Source organism: Arsenicicoccus dermatophilus, assembly GCF_022568795.1.
In the GTDB taxonomy this organism is placed as follows: domain Bacteria; phylum Actinomycetota; class Actinomycetes; order Actinomycetales; family Dermatophilaceae; genus Arsenicicoccus; species Arsenicicoccus dermatophilus.
The window spans coordinates 2,189,098-2,208,481 of the sequence record NZ_JAKZHU010000001.1 but is presented as its reverse complement, the minus strand read 5'-3'; the positions used below and the strand labels follow the sequence as shown (position 1 = coordinate 2,208,481).

12 protein-coding genes are annotated in these 19,384 nt (G+C 71.7%); 7 read left to right on the top strand and 5 right to left on the bottom strand.

The features are described from left to right. The first annotated feature begins 44 nt into the window (after window positions 1–44). The 4 genes from MM438_RS10120 to MM438_RS10100 all read left to right on the top strand — a co-directional run bounded on the left by MM438_RS10120 (window position 45) and on the right by MM438_RS10100 (window position 8,987). Window positions 45–1,274 carry an acetyl-CoA hydrolase/transferase family protein gene (locus MM438_RS10120; protein WP_241452354.1) on the top strand — a complete coding sequence of 410 codons (1,230 nt, stop codon included), beginning with the start codon at window positions 45–47 and terminating at the stop codon, window positions 1,272–1,274. 432 nt (window positions 1,275–1,706) lie between these two features. After that, window positions 1,707–5,009, top strand: coding sequence for an isoleucine--tRNA ligase (gene ileS / locus MM438_RS10115; protein ID WP_241452353.1), 3,303 nt, complete (start codon window positions 1,707–1,709; stop codon window positions 5,007–5,009). After that, on the top strand, window positions 5,006–6,970 hold the full coding sequence (locus MM438_RS10110) for a DUF4233 domain-containing protein (protein WP_338155535.1): 1,965 nt from the start codon (window positions 5,006–5,008) through the stop codon (window positions 6,968–6,970). Before ileS ends, MM438_RS10110 begins: the two co-directional genes overlap by 4 nt. A 163-nt stretch (window positions 6,971–7,133) precedes the next feature. Beyond that, window positions 7,134–8,987: a LamG-like jellyroll fold domain-containing protein gene (locus tag MM438_RS10100; RefSeq protein ID WP_241452351.1), complete on the top strand. Its 1,854-nt coding sequence runs from the start codon at window positions 7,134–7,136 to the stop codon at window positions 8,985–8,987. Window positions 8,988–9,052: 65 nt separating this feature from the next. On the opposite strand, the gene MM438_RS10095 is transcribed toward MM438_RS10100, so the two are convergent. Then, complete coding sequence (locus tag MM438_RS10095) at window positions 9,053–10,810, bottom strand: M4 family metallopeptidase (protein ID WP_241452350.1); 1,758 nt, start codon at window positions 10,808–10,810, stop codon at window positions 9,053–9,055. Window positions 10,811–11,019: 209 nt separating this feature from the next. Here MM438_RS10095 and ndk point away from each other — a divergent pair, with 209 nt between their 5' ends. Continuing rightward, a complete protein-coding gene (gene ndk, locus MM438_RS10090) occupies window positions 11,020–11,451 on the top strand; it encodes a nucleoside-diphosphate kinase (protein WP_241452348.1) in 432 nt (143 codons plus the stop codon). Between the two features lie 8 nt (window positions 11,452–11,459). On the opposite strand, the gene MM438_RS10085 is transcribed toward ndk, so the two are convergent. The 3 genes from MM438_RS10085 to MM438_RS10075 form a co-directional block, all read right to left on the bottom strand. Continuing rightward, the gene (locus MM438_RS10085; protein WP_241452346.1) at window positions 11,460–12,101 is read right to left on the bottom strand and encodes a MarR family winged helix-turn-helix transcriptional regulator; all 642 of its coding nucleotides are present in this window, start codon (window positions 12,099–12,101) and stop codon (window positions 11,460–11,462) included. Between the two features lie 93 nt (window positions 12,102–12,194). After that, the gene (locus MM438_RS10080; RefSeq protein WP_241452344.1) at window positions 12,195–12,392 is read right to left on the bottom strand and encodes a YbdD/YjiX family protein; all 198 of its coding nucleotides are present in this window, start codon (window positions 12,390–12,392) and stop codon (window positions 12,195–12,197) included. Window positions 12,393–12,405: 13 nt separating this feature from the next. Further along, window positions 12,406–14,670 carry a carbon starvation CstA family protein gene (locus tag MM438_RS10075; protein WP_241452343.1) on the bottom strand — a complete coding sequence of 755 codons (2,265 nt, stop codon included), beginning with the start codon at window positions 14,668–14,670 and terminating at the stop codon, window positions 12,406–12,408. A gap of 168 nt (window positions 14,671–14,838) precedes the next feature. Between MM438_RS10075 and lpdA the strand changes: the two genes are divergently transcribed. Continuing rightward, window positions 14,839–16,236 carry a dihydrolipoyl dehydrogenase gene (gene lpdA, locus MM438_RS10070; RefSeq protein WP_241452341.1) on the top strand — a complete coding sequence of 466 codons (1,398 nt, stop codon included), beginning with the start codon at window positions 14,839–14,841 and terminating at the stop codon, window positions 16,234–16,236. Between the two features lie 96 nt (window positions 16,237–16,332). Here lpdA and MM438_RS10065 read toward each other — a convergent pair whose 3' ends face one another. Continuing rightward, window positions 16,333–18,708, bottom strand: coding sequence for a putative bifunctional diguanylate cyclase/phosphodiesterase (locus MM438_RS10065; protein ID WP_241452339.1), 2,376 nt, complete (start codon window positions 18,706–18,708; stop codon window positions 16,333–16,335). A gap of 320 nt (window positions 18,709–19,028) precedes the next feature. Between MM438_RS10065 and rpsO the strand changes: the two genes are divergently transcribed. Then, window positions 19,029–19,298 carry a 30S ribosomal protein S15 gene (rpsO, locus tag MM438_RS10060; RefSeq protein WP_241452338.1) on the top strand — a complete coding sequence of 90 codons (270 nt, stop codon included), beginning with the start codon at window positions 19,029–19,031 and terminating at the stop codon, window positions 19,296–19,298. Window positions 19,299–19,384 lie beyond the last annotated feature (86 nt).

Here is a 19,384-nt window from a genome sequence, read left to right as displayed (position 1 = left end):
GGGTGGTTCCGCCGCGCGGGGAGGCGTCGGGCAAGGTATGTGCCATGAACATCGTCACGAGCGAGCAGATGAGGTCCCTGCTGGCCCAGGCCCCTGCCAACCCCCGCGTCGTCGCGACCGGCAACCACGTCCCGCCGTGGGCGCTGCTCAAGGTCATCGACGAGGCGCTGCCGGAGTACCGCCTCAACATGCTCAACGCGCCGGCGGGCATCTCCACCCGCGAGGGCGTGAGCCACGAGTCCTGCTTCGTCGGCGTCGGCATGCGCAAGCTGCCGACCCTGCACTACACCCCGGCGCGACTGTCGCTGGTGCCCGCGCTCTTCCGCTCGACGATGGCCCCCGACATCACCGCCGTCCACGTCTCCCAGCCGATCAACGGCAAGGTCTCCCTCGGCGTGGAGATCAACGTCATGGTCGCCGCCATCGAGGCGGTCAAGGAGCGCGGCGGCCTGCTCGTCGCCCAGGTCAACAAGCACATGCCCTACACCTACGGCGACGGCGAGTTCCCGGTCGACCTCTTCGACGCCTTCATCGAGGCCGACGAGTCCATCGCCTCCGAGCACGGCCCCGCCGCGCCGGACGCCGCCACGGCCCACATCGGCGAGCTCGTCGCCGGCCGCGTCGGCAACGGTGCCACCCTCCAGCTCGGCATCGGCGCCGTCCCCGACGCGACGCTGCCCGGTCTGGCCCGACGGCACGACCTCGGCATCTGGACCGAGATGTTCTCCGACGGCGTGCTCACCCTGGACCGATCGGGCGCCCTGGACGACACCCGCCCGATCGTCGCGTCCTTCGCCTTCGGCTCCCAGGAGCTCTACGACTGGTGCCACCTGAACTCGCGGGTCATCATGCGCCGCACCGAGATCACCAACGACCCCGGTCAGATCGCCAAGCAGCCGCAGATGACCTCCATCAACACCGCGCTGCAGGTCGACCTGCTCTCCCAGGCGAACGCCTCGCGGATCAAGGCGCGCATCCACTCCGGCTTCGGCGGGCAGACCGACTTCATCGTCGGCGCCCTGCACTCGCGCGGCGGGCAGGCGATGATGGCGCTGCGCTCCTGGCACCCCAAGGCCAACGTCTCCACCATCGTGCCGATGCTCACCGAGCCGACCACGTCCTTCCAGCACTCCGCCGTGATCACCGAGCACGGTGTCGCCGAGGTCTTCGGCCACGAGGAGAAGGTCCAGGCGCGCAACATCATCGAGAACGCCGCGCACCCCGACGTGCGCGAGTCGTTGTGGGAGGGCGCGCGCGAGCTCGGCCTGGCCTGAGCCGCTGACCTCGTCGGACCGGCGGCGCGCAGATCCTCGCGTCGGGGCGCGAGGGCCTGTGCGCCGTTCCGTGCCCGGGTGGGGGAGCGGGCCGCAGGGGCCAGGCGGCGGCTGGCGAGGCGGGTCGTGCCGTATGCCGCCGCGTGCCGCACGGAGCGGCGTCACCCGTCCCGCCGCCGGTCCCGTAGGATGGACCGCACAGACGTCTGAGCCGCTATCACCGGCGAGTCTCCGGAAGAACAGCGCCCCGCCCGTGATGGGGGAGGCGTCCACTAGACCCGGACGGGTGGGCCCGTCACAGCCTTCGGCCAGAGCGGTCGGCCACGCCAGCGGCGTGCCGGCAAGCGAGGTGGTACCGCGGGTCTTCCGGCATACGACCGGATCTCGTCCTCGTGCAGAGATGATCTCAGCGACCACCAGGGAGCCCACCCCATGACCTATCCCCAGGTCTCCACCGACCCGCAGCAGCCCGACGCCCCCGCCGGCGTGCAGCCGAGCCCGCGCTTCCCGGAGATCGAGGAGCGCATCCTGCGCTACTGGGACCAGGACGGCACCTTCCGGGCGTCGGTGGACCAGCGCCCGGCCGGCCAGGACGGCGCCAACGAGTTCGTGTTCTACGACGGCCCGCCCTTCGCCAACGGCCTGCCGCACTACGGCCACCTGCTGACCGGCTACGTCAAGGACATCGTGCCGCGCTACCAGACGATGCGCGGCAAGCACGTGGAGCGCCGCTTCGGCTGGGACACCCACGGCCTGCCCGCCGAGCTCGAGGCCATGCGCCAGCTCGGCATCAGGACCACCGAGGAGATCCACGAGCTGGGCGTGGAGACCTTCAACGACGAGTGCCGCGAGTCGGTGCTGCGCTACACCGACGAGTGGCAGGACTACGTCACCCGGCAGGCGCGCTGGGTCGACTTCGAGCACGACTACAAGACGCTCGAGCCGGAGTACATGGAGAGCGTCATCTGGGCCTTCAAGCAGCTGTACGACAAGGGGCTGGCCTACGAGGGCTTCCGCGTCCTGCCGTACTGCTGGAACGACGAGACGCCGCTGTCCAACCACGAGCTGCGCATGGACGACGACGTCTACCAGCAGCGCCAGGACCCGGCCGTGACGGTGGGCTACCGCATCACCTCGCCCGGCCCCTTCGAGGGCGTCAAGGCGCTGATCTGGACGACCACGCCGTGGACCCTGCCGAGCAACCTCGCCGTGATGGTGGGGGAGGACATCACGTATGTCGTGGTGGAGTCCGACCTGCCCACCGGCCGCACCGAGCGCTACCTGCTCGCCGAGCCGCGGCTGCAGGCCTACGCCCGTGAGCTCTTCGGCGACGCCAAGGCCGACGTGGCCGAGCGGGTGCTGGAGCGGCACCAGGGCGCCGACCTCGTGGGGCTGACCTACGACCCCCCGTTCTCCTACTACCGCGGCCACGACCGGGCCTTCCGCCTGGTGCCGGCGGAGTTCGTCACCACCACGGACGGCACCGGGCTGGTCCACACCGCCGGCGCCTTCGGCGAGGACGACAAGGTCGTCACCGACCGCGAGGGCATCGAGGCGGTCATGCCGGTGGGCGGCGACGGCCGGTTCACCGCACCCGTCGAGGACTACCAGGGGCAGCACGTCTTCGAGGCCAACGCCCCGATCATCAAGCACCTCAAGGCCGTCACCCGCGGCGAGGGCGAGACCGGCTCGGTCACCGAGGGCACGGTGCTGCTGCGCCAGGAGACCTACGAGCACTCCTACCCGCACTGCTGGCGCTGCCGCAAGCCGCTGATCTACAAGGGCGTCTCCAGCTGGTTCGTCGCCACGACGAAGATCCGGGACCGGATGCTCGAGCTCAACGAGCAGATCGGCTGGACCCCCGAGCACATCAAGCACGGCCAGTTCGGCAAGTGGCTGGAGAACACCCGCGACTGGTCGATCTCGCGGAACCGCTTCTGGGGCAGCCCGATCCCGGTGTGGAAGTCCGACGACCCGAACTACCCGCGGGTGGACGTCTACGGCTCCTTCGCCGAGCTGGAGCGCGACTTCGGGGTCACGGTCACCGACCTGCACCGCCCCTTCGTCGACCAGCTGACCCGGCCCAACCCGGACGACCCGACCGGGCGGTCCACCATGCGTCGCGTCACCGACGTCCTGGACTGCTGGTTCGAGTCCGGGTCGATGAGCTTCGGCCAGGTGCACTATCCCTTCGAGAACCGTGAGTGGTTCGAGCACCACTTCCCGGGCGACTTCATCGTGGAGTACATCGGCCAGACGCGCGGGTGGTTCTACACCATGCACGTCATGGCCACCGCGCTGTTCGACCGGCCGGCGTTCAAGACCTGCCTGAGCCACGGCATCGTCCTCGGCAGCGACGGGCAGAAGATGTCCAAGTCGCTGCGCAACTACCCCGACGTGCGCGAGGTCTTCGAGCGGGACGGGGCCGACGCGATGCGCTGGTTCCTCATGTCCAGCCCGATCCTGCGCGGCGGCAACCTGGTCGTCACCGAGCGGGGCATCCGCGACGGGGTGCGCCAGGTGCTCATCCCGCTGTGGAACACGTGGTACTTCTTCACGCTCTACGCCAACGCCTTCGACGGCGGCGCGGGCTACCAGGCGCGGTGGTCGACGGCCTCCGAGGACGTGCTCGACCGCTATCTCCTGGCCAAGCTGCGCGAGTTCGTCGAGCAGATGCAGTCCCAGCTCGACGGGTATGACGTCGCCTCGGCGTGCGAGACCATGCGCGGCTTCCTGGACGTGCTGACCAACTGGTACGTCCGGCGCTCGCGGGAGCGCTTCTGGGACACCGGGTCGGCCGACGCGACCGTCGCGACGCGGGCCTTCGACACGCTCTACACCTGCCTGGAGGTCGTCACCCGCACCTGCGCGCCGCTGCTGCCGCTGGTGACCGAGGAGATCTGGCGGGGCCTGACCGGCGGGCGCTCGGTGCACCTGCAGGACTGGGTCGACGTCGAGTCCCTGCCGGGCGACCACGCGCTGGTCGCCCGCATGGACCGCGCCCGCGAGATCTGCTCGGTCGCGTCCTCGCTGCGCAAGGCCGAGAACCTGCGCGTGCGGCTGCCGCTCGCCGACCTGACCGTGGTGACGGCCGGCGCCGCGGAGCTCGCGCCCTTCGCCGACATCGTCAAGGACGAGGTCAACGTGCGCACCGTGACGTTGCGCGACGTGGCCGAGGTGTCCGAGGCGGACTTCGGCATCAGCCAGCGCCTGTCGGTCAACGCCCGCGCCGCCGGCCCGCGCATCGGCAAGGACGTGCAGGCCGCGATCAAGGGCGCCAAGTCCGGCGACTGGTCGCTCTCGCCCGAGGGCGTGGTCACCTCCGGCGGCATCGCCCTGGTCGAGGGGGAGTACACCCTGGAGACCGTGGTCGCCGGCGGTGAGCAGGGCTCGCACGCCACCGCCATGCTGCCCGGCGGCGGCTTCCTGGTCCTCGACACCGAGGTCACCCCCGAGCTCGCCCGCGAGGGGCTGGCCCGCGACCTGGTCCGCGCCGTCCAGCAGGCCCGCCGCGACGCCGGCCTGGACATCTCCGACCGGATCTCCCTGACCGTCACCGGTTCCCAGGAGGTGTACGACGCCACCGTCCACCACCAGGACCTGCTCGTCGAGGAGACCCTCTGCGCGCAGTTCGGCTCGGCGCCGACCCTGGACACGATCAGCGGCGAGGGCACCACCGACGTCGAGGTGGGCGACGGCCACACCGCCCGCCTCATGGTGAGGAAGCTCGCATGACCGACCCCCACCACCCCACCACCGACGGTCGCGGCGGCGCCGATCACGGCCCTCGCGGTCCGGTCGACGGCGCCGACGACCGGACGCCGGGGGAGGCCCTCGGCAGCGCCGAGCTCGACGAGCTCCTCGGCACCGGCGTCGTGCCCACCCCGCGCGGCCCCGGCCACCGCGGGCGGCCCGACGCCGCGCAGCGTGAGGCCGCCGAGCGGCTCGACACGATGCGCCGCCTGCGCGAGATCGAGCGGGACATCCTCGCCCGCATCCCCGAGAACGACGCCAATCCCTCGCTCGAGCGGGTGCAGTCGGTGATGGCGCTGCTGGGCGACCCGCAGCGCGCCTTCCCCGTCATACACCTGACCGGGACGAACGGGAAGACCTCCACCACCCGCCTCGTCGAGGCCCTGCTGCGCGAGCATGGCCTGACGACAGGGCGGTTCACCTCGCCACACCTGCACGACATCCGCGAGCGGATCGCGATCGGCGGCGAGCCGGTCAGCGCCGAGCGCTTCGTCGCGGCGTACGACGACGTGCTGCCCTTCGTGGAGATCGTCGACGCCCGGCTCGCCGCCGAGGGACGCCGCCCCATGGGCTACTTCGAGGTGATCGTGTGCGTCGCCTACGCCGCCTTCGCGGACGCCCCGATCGACGTCGCCGTGGTCGAGGTCGGCCTCGGCGGACGCTGGGACGCCACCAACGTCACCGACGGCCAGGTCAGCGTGATCACCCCGATCGGGATCGACCACCAGCGGCTGCTCGGGGACACCATCGAGGAGATCGCGCAGGAGAAGTCCGGGATCGTCAAGGCGGGCGCCATAACCGTCAGCGCCGAGCAGGAGCCGGAGGTCGTCGAGATCCTGGTCGCCCGTGCCGAGGAGGTGGGCGCCCAGATCGCCTGGGCCGGAGCGAACTTCGAGGTCCTCACCCGCGAGCCGGCGGTCGGCGGGCAGCTCCTGACGATCCGTGGCCTCGCCGGGCAGTACGACGACCTGCTGGTGCCGCTGCACGGCGAGCACCAGGGCGCCAACGCGGCCCTGGCCGTGGCCGCCGTCGAGGCCTTCCTCGGCGGGGGACAGCAGCCGCTCGCCCCGGACGTCGTGCGCGCCGGCCTCGCCGCCGCCACCTCGCCCGGCCGCCTGGAGATCGTCCGCCGCAGCCCCACGGTCATCGTCGACGCGGCGCACAACCCCCACGGCGCCCGGTCGCTGCGACGCGCGCTCAGCGACTCGTTCACCTTCACCCGCCTCGTCGGCGTGCTCGCGATCCTGGAGGACAAGGACGTGATGGGGATCCTCGAAGAGCTCGAGCCGGCCTTCGACGAGGTCGTGGTCACCCGGTCGACGTCCCCGCGCTCGCTCGCCCCGCAGGCCCTCGGGCGGCTCGCCCGCGAGGTCTTCGGCGACGACCGGGTCACCGTGGTCGACGCCCTGCCCGACGCGCTCGAGCGCGCCGCCGAGATCGCCGAGGCCGACGCCATGAGGCGGGGCCGGGGCCGGCGTGGTCGCGACCGGCTCCATCACGACGGCCGCCGAGGCCCGGATGCTGCTGGGGGTGACGTCGGCGTGAGTGGCCTGATGCTGTACGGCGTTCCGCGCAAGCTCACCCGGCGGCTGCTCGGCACGGTGATCGGGTCCGAGGCCTGCGTGGTGCTCTTCGGCGGGCTGGTCGCCATGGCGCTGGACAAGGCCCAGGGCGGCAGCGGCAACGCCGCGCTGACGGCGGGGGCGGTGACCGCGGTGCTGTGCGTGCTGGCCGCCGGGATGCTGCGTCGCCCCTGGGGAGTGACCCTGGGCTGGCTGATCCACCTGGCCACCCTGGTCGCGACCTGGTGGGTGCCGATGATGTTCTGGGTGTTCGTGATCTTCGGCGGGTTGTGGATGATCTCGCTGGTGCAGGGCCACAAGATCGACGACCTCGCCGACGACGCGCAGCGCCGCTACGACGCCGACCACCCTCCCGCCTGACCTACCGGGGTCGGTCGGACCCACCGGGCCTCGTCGCCCAGGCGGGTCCGACCGCCCCCGGCCAGGTCTGCTCGGCCCGCCGGTCCCGAGGGCCGGCGGGCGTTCATCGGGCCGTCGCCCGCCGGCGACCAGGGCGTCACCCGTGCTGCCTAGCGTGCGATCCATGTGCCGCGACATCGTCTCGTCCCCCTCCCGCCGTGCCGTCCTGACCGGGGGCACGGCAGCCGGGCTCGGCGGTCTCGTGCTCGGCACGGCCGGCTCCGCCACCGCGGCCGGCGCGGGCGAGGACGCCGAGGTCCTGGCGACGCAGGCCACGCATCGGCGACCGCAGGTCGGTCCCCAGCAGTTCACCCTCGCGGTCATGCCGGACACGCAGTACCTCTTCGACGACGCCGCGATCCACCCCGAGCCGGTCGTCTCCTCCCTGGCCTACCTGCACGCCGAGCGCGACCGGCAGGGCATCGCCTTCCTCGCCCACCTCGGCGACCTCACCCAGAACGGCGCCCAGCAGGAGATCGACGCCATCTCCCGGGCCTGGGACCGACTGCGCGGCAGCCGGATCCCCTTCGCCACCCTCGCGGGCAACCACGACGTGGGCAGCCGCACCGACGACCAGCGGGGTTCCTCGCCCTATCTCTCGCGATTCCGCCCCCGGGTGGGGCAGCCGGGGGTCGTCGCGGTCAGCCCGGACGGCTACAACAGCGTGCACACCTTCACCGGCGCCGGCCGGCAGTGGCTGCTGCTGTCCCTCGACTGGCGTCTGTCGGCGCAGGGCTTCGCCTGGGCCGCAGGCGTCCTCGCGGCATACCGCCACCTGCCGACCATCCTCACCACCCACGAGATGGTCAGCGCGGACACCGGCGACGGGGCCGGGATCCTGTCGGACTACGGCCGCACCCTGTGGGATCGGCTCGTCAAGGACCACGACCAGGTGTTCCTCACCGTCAACGGGCACTTCTGGCCCTCCGGCAGGCTCGTGCAGCGCAACGCCGCCGGCCACGAGGTCCACTGCCACCTGGCCAACTACCAGGAGCGCTACTACGGCGGCGCGGCCATGATGCGGCTCTACCGCTTCGACCTGGCCCGGGGCGTCATCGACGTGGAGACCCTGGCCCCCTGGGTCCAGCAGCTCGACCCCGCCCGCCGGGGCAAGCTCATGCAGGAGGAGCTGGTCGTCACCGGGCCGCTGGACCGGTTCACCGTCGAGATCGACTTCGACGAGCGCTTCAGGGGATTCGCGCCGGCGCCCGTGCGCCCCGCCCGTCCCGCCGCGCAGCTGCTCGTTCCCGGCACGCTGGCCTACTGGCGCTGGGACGGCTCGGGCGGCGGCACCCTCGCCCGCGGCTCCCGGGTCCGGGACCTGTCCGGTCACGGCAACGACCTCGAGGTGGTCGCCCAGGGCTCGACGCCCGTGCGGCTCGATCCCGGCTTCCACCCTGACCAGCCCGGGCACGGCAGCATCCGGCTCGGCGGCACCGACGCCAAGGACGGCGACCACCTGCGCACCGTCGACGGGGCACCCCTCAACGCCGAGACCTTCGAGCGCGGCTACACCGTCGAGGCGTTCTTCCGGCTGCCCGACACCTGGACCGGGCGCGACGCCTGGACCGCGCTGCTGTCACGGCAGGGCACGGCCAAGGCCGCCGGCAAGAAGCCGGGCGACCCCGACGAGCCGGTCGTGACGCTGAGCCTGTCCGGTGACCGCGAGCTGCAGTGGTGCGTCTGTCCCCACAGCCTGGACACCTCGCTGACGAGCTGGGGCCACGAGCTGCGCCTGGACCGGTGGTGGCACGTCGCGGTCGTCAACGACACGCGGCACACCACGATGTATGTCGAGGGCTGCCCGGTCGTCCGCAACCCCGCCACCGCCAACCGTGGCCTCACCACCCTCGGGAAGCGCTGGCTGGTCGGCGGCTACGAGTACGCCGACGTCCTGGACACGGTGTTCCGCGGCGGGCTCGGCGACCTGCGCGTGGTCGGCCGTCCGCTCGCGCCGCGGGAGTTCCTGAACGCCTGATCCGCCGGGGGCGGTCGGACCCGCCTGGGCGACGAGGCCCGCCTGATCCGCCCGCCCCCGGTAGCTCAGGGGCGCACCCAGTCGGCGCAGGTGGCCTTGCCGGGCTTGACCGCGATGGCGTCGAAGGCCTGCGCGACCGACCGGCACTGCGGGCTGTTGGTGCCGTAGAGCTCGACCGCCGCCTGGATCGCGCCCTCCCGGGCCTCGGCATAGTTCGCGGTGGAGGTGAGCTTGGTGGTCAAGGCGCGATACCAGACCCGCTCGGCCACCTCGGGGCCTGCACCGGTGACCGGTCCGGCGCCGCAGGTGGGGCTGTCGTACCGGTTGGTGCCGATCGTCTTGCGGCCGGAGCCCTCCGACACCAGGTAGTACCAGTGGTTCAGCGGGCCCGACGACAGGTGCGGGTCCAGCGCGGCGAGCGTCGGGGACCAGCAGTCCGGGCTAGCCCCGTCGCGGGACGGCTTGTCCAGGTAGCGCAGCGGCGTCCCGTCGCCGTTGAGGTTGATGACCTCGCCGATGAGGTAGTCCGGCGGGTCGGAGGGGAGCGCGGAGTGGCGCTCGACCGCGGTGCCGAAGATGTCGGAGGTCGCCTCGTCCAGTCCGCCCGCCTCGCCCTCGTAGACGAGCCCCGCGCTCTGCTCGGTGACCCCGTGCGTCATCTCGTGCCCGGCGACGTCGAGCTCGGTCAGCGGACGGGCGTTGCCCGCACCGTCGCCGTAGGACATCTGCTCGCCGTCCCAGAAGGCGTTGTCGTAGTTCTGGTCGTAGTGCACGCGCGACCGCACCCCCTTGCCGCTGTCCCAGATCCCGTTGCGCGCCAGCACGTCCTTGAAGTAGGTGAAGGTTCGGTCGGCCCCGACCTGCGCGTCGACGGCGGCGCTCGCCGCGGCCGCGGGGGTCCCGTCACCCCAGGTGTTGCCCGGGCTGGTGACGATCTCCCCGGTCGACGTGGTGCCGCGGGAGTCCGTGGTCCAGTTGCCGGTCCGCGGGTTGCGCAGCTCGTAGCTTCCGTCGATCCGGCGGGTGGTGATCAGCGTGGACGCCCCGGTGCGCACCCCCTTGCCGATGCCGCTGGCCTCGCCCCACACCGACAGGAGGGAGGAGGTGATCGGGGCGGCGGACCGGGGCGGCGTGGTGGTGCGTATGCCGCCTGCGCGCGCCGTCCCGTGGCGGGTGCCGCGGATCTCGTCGTACGCGCGCAGGGTTGCCCCGGTGGTCGCGTCGATCAGGACGTTCACGCGGGCCGGCGTGCCCTGCGGGTCCAGCCCGACCGCCTTGGTCTGGTAGGCGAGCCGTTGCGTGCCGGTTCGGTCGACGAACACGACGACCTCGTCGAAGGTCAGCGCGAGGCCGTTGAGGAAGCCCTGGCGCGCCTTGGCGACGGCGAGGGCCTTGGACCGGGCCTGGGCGGGGGTGAGCTTCGGGGTGAGGGGGACGGTGACCGGGCCGGTGAAGACCGCGTGGTAACCGAGGAGCTTGCCCCAGCGGTCGCGGGTGATGACGATGTCACCGCCGACCACGAGATGCCCGCGGTAGTACCGATCGACGCGGCTGTGAGTGGTGCCGTCCTGGTCCTTGACCGCGCTGCGGACCCGGAAGGTGTCCAGGAGCGACATCTTCAGGGCGGTGCGCAGGTCCGGGACGAGCAGCTGGTGACCCGCCATCAGGAAGTCGTGCTCCGCCGGGGTCAGCGCGGCGGCCGCGTGCGGGGTGGCCGGGACCCCTGGCTGCTCGACCGCGCCCGCGGGCGCCGCGAGCCCGGTCCCTCCGACGGCGATCGCGCAGGCCAGCGCGAGGGTGTTCTTCGCGACGACGCGCGACATGTGGTGCTCCTCCCCGGGCCCGGCGCGGGTGTCGGGTCGACAGCGAGAGCGCAGACGGGCCGCTTGGACCTTGGCACTACCGCTCGGTAGCAGTAAAGGGCGAAGCCGCAGGTTGCGCCGTCCCGGCGACGCCCGGCTGCCGTGGGTGCATCCCCCGTCACGTCACCCGGCGGGGTTCGCGGCAGCGCGGTGCTCGCTAGGGTGGGGCCATGACTGAGACCACCACCGAGCGCACCCTCGTCCTCGTCAAGCCGGACGGCGTCGAGCGCGGCCTGACCGGCGAGGTGCTGCGCCGCATCGAGGCCAAGGGCTACCGCCTGGCCCAGCTGCAGATCCTCACCCCGGACGCCGACCGCCTGGCCCGGCACTACGCCGAGCACGAGGGCAAGCCGTTCTACCAGCCGCTGCTCGACTTCATGAGCTCCGGCCCGGTCTGCGCCGCGATCGTGGAGGGCGACCGCTGCATCGAGGGCTTCCGCTCGCTGGCCGGCGCCACCGACCCGACCAAGGCCGCCCCCGGCACGATCCGCGGGGACCTGGGTCGTGACTGGGGCCCGGGCGTGCAGCAGAACATCGTCCACGGCTCGGACTCCCCGGAGTCGGCCGAGCGGGAGATCGGGATCTGGTTCCCCGAGGCCTGAGCACCCACCTACCGGGGGCGGTCGGACTCGCCTGGGCGACCGCCCCCGGCGGGCCCGACCTCCCCCGGTAGGTCGCTCGGGGCGGGGGTCGCCGTCGCAGGCTCCACCAGGTCGTCCAGACCCCGCATCACGGTGTCGAGCAGCCCCGCGAGCTGCTCCTGCTGCTCGGTGCTGAGGACGGCCAGGACCTCCGCGTCCACGAGGTTGGCGGCGTGCACGATCTCCCGGAACCGTTCCCAGCCCCCGCGGGACAACGAGATCAGCACCCGCGAGCGGTGGTCCGGGTCCGGCCTCCGGTCGACCAGGCCCTTGTCCACCATCTTGTCGAGCCGGTGGGTCATCGAGGACGGCACGACCCCGGTGAGGTCGGCGAGCTCGCTGGGGGTGTGCGTGCGGCCGGCGGCGGTGGCGAGCCGGGCCAGGACGGCCCACTCGCCGGACGTGAGGTCGACGTCGGCGAGCTGCGCGGCATACCACCGCTCCAGCTGCTTGGAGACCCGGTTGACCGCGGTCATCACCCTTTGGACCTGCTTGTCGGCGCCCGCCGCGACATAGGTCTCGACGTCCTTGGCGTACTCCTCGGCGATGCTCTGCCGGCGTCGTTCGGACCGCCTCCGGGCGGTCGACGAGGAAGTGGGGCGGTCCGACATGGGCGCAGTGTTGCATAACCGACACGCAGAGTGTCCGAACGCAACGAATGACGGCCCGCCCCGAGGGGCGGGCCGTCACCGATCCTCCGGCGGTCAGCAGCAGCGCGAGGTGGGATGGCGCTCCTGGTCGGCATACTTCTGCCGCCAGAACTCGCGCTCGCTCGGCACGGGGGCGTCCGGATGCTCCCGGGTCAGGTGGGCGACGTAGCGCTCGTAGGCGTCCGCGCCGGTCACCCCGCGCCAGTACCACCGGGCGGTGCGCAGGGCGGAGGCGAGGCTCGGCGTCGTCACGACCGGTGCCCGCTCAGTGGTGGACGCCCTGCGGGGAGGGGTCCAGGCCGGCGGCCTTCCACTCCTGCAGGACGGCCTTCTCGGCGGGCGTGGGCAGGAAGGACCGCGGCGCGAAGATGCGCGACGGGACGTCCGGCTCCTCCGAGGTGGGCAGGCCCCCGGCGCGCACGGCCCTGATCGCCGTGAGCACCGTGGCGACGACCACCATGAGCACGAGCAGGGCGAAGAGCACCGACAGCCCCGTCTGGATGGTCGTGTTGCGGATGACCGAGTCCATGTCGGCGGCCGAGGTGGCGGGCGGCACGACCTTGCCCGCGGCTTTGGCCGTGACGAACGTGTCGTGGTTGGCCCAGTACCCGATCGCGGGGTTGCTGCTGAAGATCTTCTGGAACGAGGCGGTCATGGTGACCACCAGCAGCCAGGCCAGAGGTATGCCGGGAATCCAGGACCAGCGCACCAGGCCCTGCTTGACCACCACCGCGAACACCACCGACAACGCGATGCAGGCGAGCAGCTGGTTGGCGATGCCGAACAACGGGAACAGCGTGTTGATGCCGCCCAGCGGGTCGGTCACACCCATGACCAGGATCGAGCCCCAGCCGAGGACGACGATCGCGGAGCAGATCCAGGCGCCGGCCACCCACGAGGGGTCCTTGAACCGGTGCAGGCCGGGGATGTTGCCGATGGCGTCGGAGAACATGAAGCGCGCGACGCGGGTGCCGGCGTCGATCGTGGTGAGGATGAACAGCGCCTCGAACATCACGGCGAAGTGGTACCAGAAGGCCTTCATGCCCGAGCCGCCGAAGAAGGACATCACCTGGGACATGCCCAGGGCCAGCGTGGGGGCACCACCGGTGCGCGACACGATCGACTTCTCGTGGACGTCGGCGGCCGCCTGGGTCAGCTTGGCCGCGGTCGCGGGCTCGAGCCGACCGCCGCCGGGAGCGGTGAGCGGCAGCGTGTTGACCCACGCGGCGGCCTTCTCGGCGGTGCCGCCGGTCAGCCCCTTGGGCGCGTTCATCGCGAAGTACAGGTGCTGGTCCAGGATGCACGCGGTGATCAGCGCCATGATGGCGACGAAGGACTCGGTGAGCATGCCGCCGTACCCGATCATCCGGGCCTGCGACTCCTTCTCGATCAGCTTGGGCGTCGTGCCCGAGCTGATGAGCGCGTGGAATCCGGAGATCGCCCCGCACGCGATGGTGATGAACAGGAAGGGGAACAACGAGCCGGCGAAGGCCGGGCCCTTGCCGGTGTGCGCGAAGCCGGTGATGGCCGGCATCTGCAGGGTCGGGGCCGTGAAGACGATGCCGAGGGCCAGGACCATGATGGTGCCGACCTTCATGAAGGTCGACAGGTAGTCGCGCGGCGCGAGCAGCAGCCAGACCGGCAGCACCGAGGCGGCGAAGCCGTAGGCACACAGCCACAGCGCCAGGGCCTTGGGAGAGAGGGTGAACAGCTCGGCGCCCCAGGAGGACTCGGCCACCCAGCGGCCGCCGACGACGGCCGCGAGCAGGAGCATGACGCCGATCAGCGAGACCTCGTTGACCGCGCCGGGGCGCAGGTAGCGCAGGTAGACGCCCATGAGCAGGGCGATCGGGATCGTCATCGCGATCGAGAAGACGCCCCAGGGGGACTCGGCGAGCGCGCCGATGACCACGATCCCGAGCACGGCGATGAGGATGACCATGATCGACAGCACGCCGAGGATCGCGGCCCAGCCACCGACGAAGCCCAGCTCGTCGCGGGCCATCTGGCCGAGCGAGCGGCCGCGGCGCCGGATCGACAGGTGCAGCACGAGGTAGTCCTGCACCGCGCCCGCGAAGATGACGCCGAGGATGATCCACAAGGTGCCGGGCAGGTAGCCCATCTGCGAGGCGAGCACCGGGCCCACGAGCGGACCCGCGCCGGCGATGGCCGCGAAGTGGTGGCCGTACAGCACCCGCCGGTCGGTCGGCATGAAGTCCTTGCCGTTGTCGAGCTCCTCGGCCGGGGTGGCCCGGGTGTCCCGGGGCCGTACGACGCGGTACTCGATCAGCCGGGCGTAGAAGCTGAACGCGATGACATAGCTGCCGACGGCCGCGAGCACGACCCACACGGCGTTGACGTGCTCGCCGCGGACGACGGCGAGCATCGTCCAGGCCACGGCGGCGACGACGGCGATCAGCGCGAAGATGCCCTTGCGGGTGGGGGTGAGGGTGGCGGGTTCCTCGACCGCCACCGGGGGGCGGTCAGGGTCCGTGCGCAGGGCACGGACCCGGTCGTCGGTCAGGCTCATGGGGAGTCTTCCTGTCTCGCGCGGGAGGATGCTGTGCTCGCGAGGGTAGGGCCGCAGGTCCAGGTGGTGTCGGACCAGTCCCGTGCATGGACTCGATCGAGGAGGGATCGTTATGCGCGGCGGGCCGCGCGCGGTGATCAGGCGCGCGGGATGGGTAGGGTAGGAGCCATGGCTGACTTCGATGTTGTGGTCCTGGGTGCAGGCCCGGGCGGGTATGTCGCGGCGATCCGGGCCTCCCAGCTCGGCAAGAAGGTCGCGGTCGTGGAGAAGAAGTACTGGGGCGGTGTGTGCCTCAACGTCGGCTGCATCCCGTCCAAGGCGCTGCTCAAGAACGCCGAGCTCGCGCACACGCTGACGCACGAGAAGAAGAAGTACGGCATCGAGGGCGACGCCTCGATGTCCTACGGCCCCACGCACGCCCGCAGCCGTCAGGTCTCGGCCGGGATCGTCAAGGGCGTCCACTTCCTGATGAAGAAGAACAAGATCACCGAGATCGACGGCTGGGGCACGCTCACCGGCCCGAGGTCCATGGACGTCAAGGCCGAGGACGGCTCCACCCGCAGCATCACCTTCGACAACCTGATCATCGCGGCGGGTGCGGTCACCCGCATGCTGCCCGGCGTCGAGGTCTCCAAGAACGTCGTGACCTACGAGGAGCAGATCCTCTCCGAGGAGCTGCCCGGCTCGATCATCATCGCGGGCTCGGGCGCCATCGGCGTCGAGTTCGCGTATGTCATGAAGAACTTCGGGGTCGACGTGACCATCGTGGAGTTCCTGGACCGGATGGTCCCGACCGAGGACGCCGACGTGTCCAAGGAGCTCCTCAAGCACTACAAGAAGCTCGGCGTCAAGGTCATGACCGGCACCAAGGTCGAGTCCGTCGAGGACACCGGCTCCGGCGTCAAGGTCACGGTCACCCCGGCCAAGGGCGGCGACGCCCAGGTCCTGGAGGCCGACAAGCTCCTGTCGGCCATCGGCTTCGCGCCGCGCACCGAGGGCTACGGCCTGGAGGCGGCCGGCGTCAAGCTCACCGAGCGCGGCGCCATCGAGATCGACGACTACATGCGCACCAACGTCGACGGCGTCTACGCCATCGGCGACGTCACGGCCAAGATGATGCTGGCCCACGTCGCCGAGGCCCAGGGCATCGTCGCCGCCGAGACGATCGCCGGTGCCGAGACCATGCCGATCGACTACCGCTTCGTGCCGCGGGCGACCTACTGCCACCCGCAGATCGGCTCGATGGGTCTGACCGAGCAGCAGGCCAAGGACGCCGGCCACGAGGTCAAGACCGCGTCGTTCCCCTTCTCCGCCAACGGCAAGGCCATGGGTCTCGGCGAGGGCGTGGGCTTCGTCAAGATCGTCGCCGACGCGAAGTACAACGAGATCCTCGGCGCGCACATGATCGGCCCGGACGTCACCGAGCTGCTCCCGGCGCTCAACGTCGCGCAGACCTGGGACCTGACCGCCGACGAGGTCTCGCGCGTCGTCTTCGCGCACCCGACCCTCGGCGAGGCCGTCAAGGAGGCCCTGCACGGCATCGCGGGTCACATGATCAACCTCTGACGACCGCGACCGTATGCCGGAGGCGGCCACACCCACCCGGGTGCGGCCGCCTCCGTCCGTCCGGGCACCACCGCTGGTCCGGCCCCCGGGACCCGCTCAGGCCGACCTGCCGTCCGCGCCACCCGGCTCCAGCAGCTGCGGGGTCAGCCGGTCCAGCGTGGTCGGCCGCCCGAAGAGATAGCCCTGCATCGAGGTGCACCCCAGCTCGGCGAGGATCGTCCGCTGCTCCGGCAGCTCGACGCCCTCGGCGAGCGGCTCGCGCCCGATGGACCGGCACAGGTGGACGATCGCCTCCAGGAAGCCCCGCGCGCCCGCGTCGCTGCCGATGTCGGTGAGGAAGGACCGGTCGAGCTTGACGACCTCGACGGGCAGCTGGCGCAGGTACTCCAGGGAGGAGTAGCCGGTCCCGAAGTCGTCGAGCCAGAGCGCGACCCCGAGCCGCCGGAGCGCGGCCACCGTGTCCACCGAGGCGGCCAGGTCGAGCATGGCGAAGGTCTCGGTGACCTCGAGGATGAGCAGCTCGGCGGGCAGGCGGGTCTCGTCCAGGACCGCCGCCACCTCGGCGACGAAGTCGGGCTGGGCGATGTGCACGGTGGAGATGTTGACGCTCACCCGCAGCGGGTCCGCGGGGCGGTAGGTCTGGTTCCAGGCGTGGACGTCCTGGCAGGCACGGTGCAGGACCCACCGGCCGATCGTGGAGATGAGGCCGCTCTCCTCGGCATACGGGATGAACTCGGCGGGCCCCATCAGCGGCACCCCGTCCCGTTCCCACCGCAGCAGCGCCTCCACGGCCGTCGGACGCCCGCTGATCGCGTCCACCATCGGCTGGTAGTGGAGGGTGAACTCGCCCTGGTGCATGGCGGCGCGCAGCTCGGCGTTCAGGCGCAGCAGCCGCCGGGCGTCGCCGACGACCTCCTCGGTGGCGAGGGCGACCGTGCCCCTGCCCGAGCGCTTGGCCCGCACCAGCGCGGCGTCGGCCGCGGACAGCGCGTCCCCGCGGTCCACGCCGTGGTCGACGTGGTGGACGCCGATGGAGCAGGTGATCTGGACGACGTTGTGGCCCAGGGTGAACGGCTCGGACAGGGCCTGCTGGAGGGTATGGGCGCGGCGTAGGTCCGCGGTGGTGCCGTCGGATGCGCCGAGCACCAGGAACTCGTCGCCGGCCATCCGGGCCACGACGTCGTCCGAGCCTGCCCACCGGTCGAGCCGGGCCGCGACCGCGACGAGGAGCTGGTCGCCGATCACGTGCCCGTAGGTGTCGTTGATGGCCTTGAAGCTGTCCACGTCGACGGACATCAGGACGAGGGGGGAGGCGACGCCCGCCGCGGGCAGCCGCTGGTCCAGCGCCTCCCAGAGCCGGTGCCGGGAGCCCAGGCCCGTGAGCGCGTCCCGGGTCGCCTGCAGCCGCAGCTCCTGCTCGATGTCCAGGGACCTCATCACCTCGGCGGCGGTGTCGACCAGGGAGCTCGCCGTCGGCCGGGTCAGACCCGCGACCGTGCCGCGGCCGGGGGTCACGGCGGCATAGACCCCGGGGACGACGCGGTAGGACTCCTCTCCCTGGGCGGGACGGTCGGTCACCGACCAGGTGCCGGCGTGCCACAGGGTGGCGAGCTCGCGGGCGAGGGCCACCGGCACGTCCTCGCGGTGCGGCAGGCTGCGCAGCCGCTCGCTGGCCTGGTAGAGCTGCTCGGCCAGCCACCGCTGGTGCGCCGCCCGCGCGCTCACGGCCAGGTGGCTGACGACGATGCCCAGCAGGGCAAGTCCGAGGACGGCGCCGAGCGTCGAGGTGCTGCTCGCCAGGGCCACGGAGCACAGCGCCAGGCCCACGCCCACGAGGACCGGGACGGTGCGCAGCGGCGCGGTGGCCAGGCGCGGGGCCCCGGTCCGCACACCGTCGAGGTGGAAGGCGAGCCAGACCAGCAGCTCCATCGTCAGGGCGCCGATGCCGGCCGCGACCAGGGTGACCGCCACGGTGCGGGGGCTCAGGCCGCCCTCGGGTCCCCCGAGCTCGTGGTAGGTCACCGCGGTGAGCAAGGAGGTCGCGGCCGTGCCGGCCAGGTTGAAGGTCGTGTGGATGGGCCGGACCCGCAGCCGCACGCAGGTGCACAGGCAGACCCAGGTCATCGCCAGCACGTAGGCGGGCAGCGGGGCCACGAGCAGCAGGGGCAGGGTGACGAGGGACTCCGGGGGATCGGTGACCCCGCTGCCTGCCAGGCGGACGACCCGGCCGTGCAGGACCGGGGCGACGGCGGCGACGAGCACCAGCCCCGCGAGGTAGGCGCGGGAGGTCTCCAGCGGCGATCCGTGGGGAACGACCACCAGGGCGGACGCCGCCCCCACGGCGAGCACGGTGGTCAGGGCGAGGTAGGCCGCGCGCGGCGGCGGCGGCGCCTGCGGCTCGGGGGAGCGGGCGAGGACGACCGGTGCCGCGACGTGGTCGCGCGCCGCGACGTCGGACGTGCTGCCGCTCATGAAACCCCTGGATGCCTGTGCCGGTGATGTGTGCGCCCGTTCACCCTGGGTAGGAGTGATCACGCGAGCGGGTGATGACGGACAGCAGCACTATAGAGCGGCAGGTCGGGGCGGTGGGCGATGTCCGAACCCGCTCCGACCAGGTGGACCGACGTCCGGGTGGACGCTGCCGCAGCGTCGTGCCCGGACGGCCGGGCGAGGATTAGGGAGCGTGACCCCGGCGCTGATAGCGTTGCCCCTTGCCGTGGACCGGCCGCGGATGGAGAGCGCCTCGGGGATGAGCCCCGAGGCACCGCGCTGTTAGGACAAGGAGTCGCTCAGTGCCCCTGGATGCTGACGTCAAGCAGAAGATCATGACCGAGTACGCCACCCACGAGGGCGACACCGGTTCCCCCGAGGTCCAGATCGCGATGCTCACGCAGCGCATCAAGGACCTCACCGAGCATGCTCGGGCGCACAAGCACGACCACCACTCCCGTCGTGGCCTGCTCCTCCTCGTCGGCCGCCGCAAGCGCATGCTGCGCTACCTCGAGGCGACCGACATCGAGCGCTACCGTGCGCTGATCAAGCGTCTGGGTCTGCGTCGATAAATCCTGACCTGGCACGAAGGGAGCGGCCCGCAGCGGGCCGCTCCCTTCGGCATGCCTGGAAGGTCACAACTTCATCAAGCCCTATC

Bases quoted from the DNA above. Each gene is read 5' to 3' on its own strand.
- MM438_RS10120 (WP_241452354.1), top strand. From the start codon at position 45: ATGAACATCGTCACGAGCGAGCAGATGAGGTCCCTGCTGGCCCAGGCC.
- ileS (WP_241452353.1), top strand. From the start codon at position 1,707: ATGACCTATCCCCAGGTCTCCACCGACCCGCAGCAGCCCGACGCCCCC.
- MM438_RS10110 (WP_338155535.1), top strand. From the start codon at position 5,006: ATGACCGACCCCCACCACCCCACCACCGACGGTCGCGGCGGCGCCGAT.
- MM438_RS10100 (WP_241452351.1), top strand. From the start codon at position 7,134: ATGTGCCGCGACATCGTCTCGTCCCCCTCCCGCCGTGCCGTCCTGACC.
- MM438_RS10095 (WP_241452350.1), bottom strand. From the start codon at position 10,810: ATGTCGCGCGTCGTCGCGAAGAACACCCTCGCGCTGGCCTGCGCGATC.
- ndk (WP_241452348.1), top strand. From the start codon at position 11,020: ATGACTGAGACCACCACCGAGCGCACCCTCGTCCTCGTCAAGCCGGAC.
- MM438_RS10085 (WP_241452346.1), bottom strand. From the start codon at position 12,101: ATGTCGGACCGCCCCACTTCCTCGTCGACCGCCCGGAGGCGGTCCGAA.
- MM438_RS10075 (WP_241452343.1), bottom strand. From the start codon at position 14,670: ATGAGCCTGACCGACGACCGGGTCCGTGCCCTGCGCACGGACCCTGAC.
- lpdA (WP_241452341.1), top strand. From the start codon at position 14,839: ATGGCTGACTTCGATGTTGTGGTCCTGGGTGCAGGCCCGGGCGGGTAT.
- MM438_RS10065 (WP_241452339.1), bottom strand. From the start codon at position 18,708: ATGAGCGGCAGCACGTCCGACGTCGCGGCGCGCGACCACGTCGCGGCA.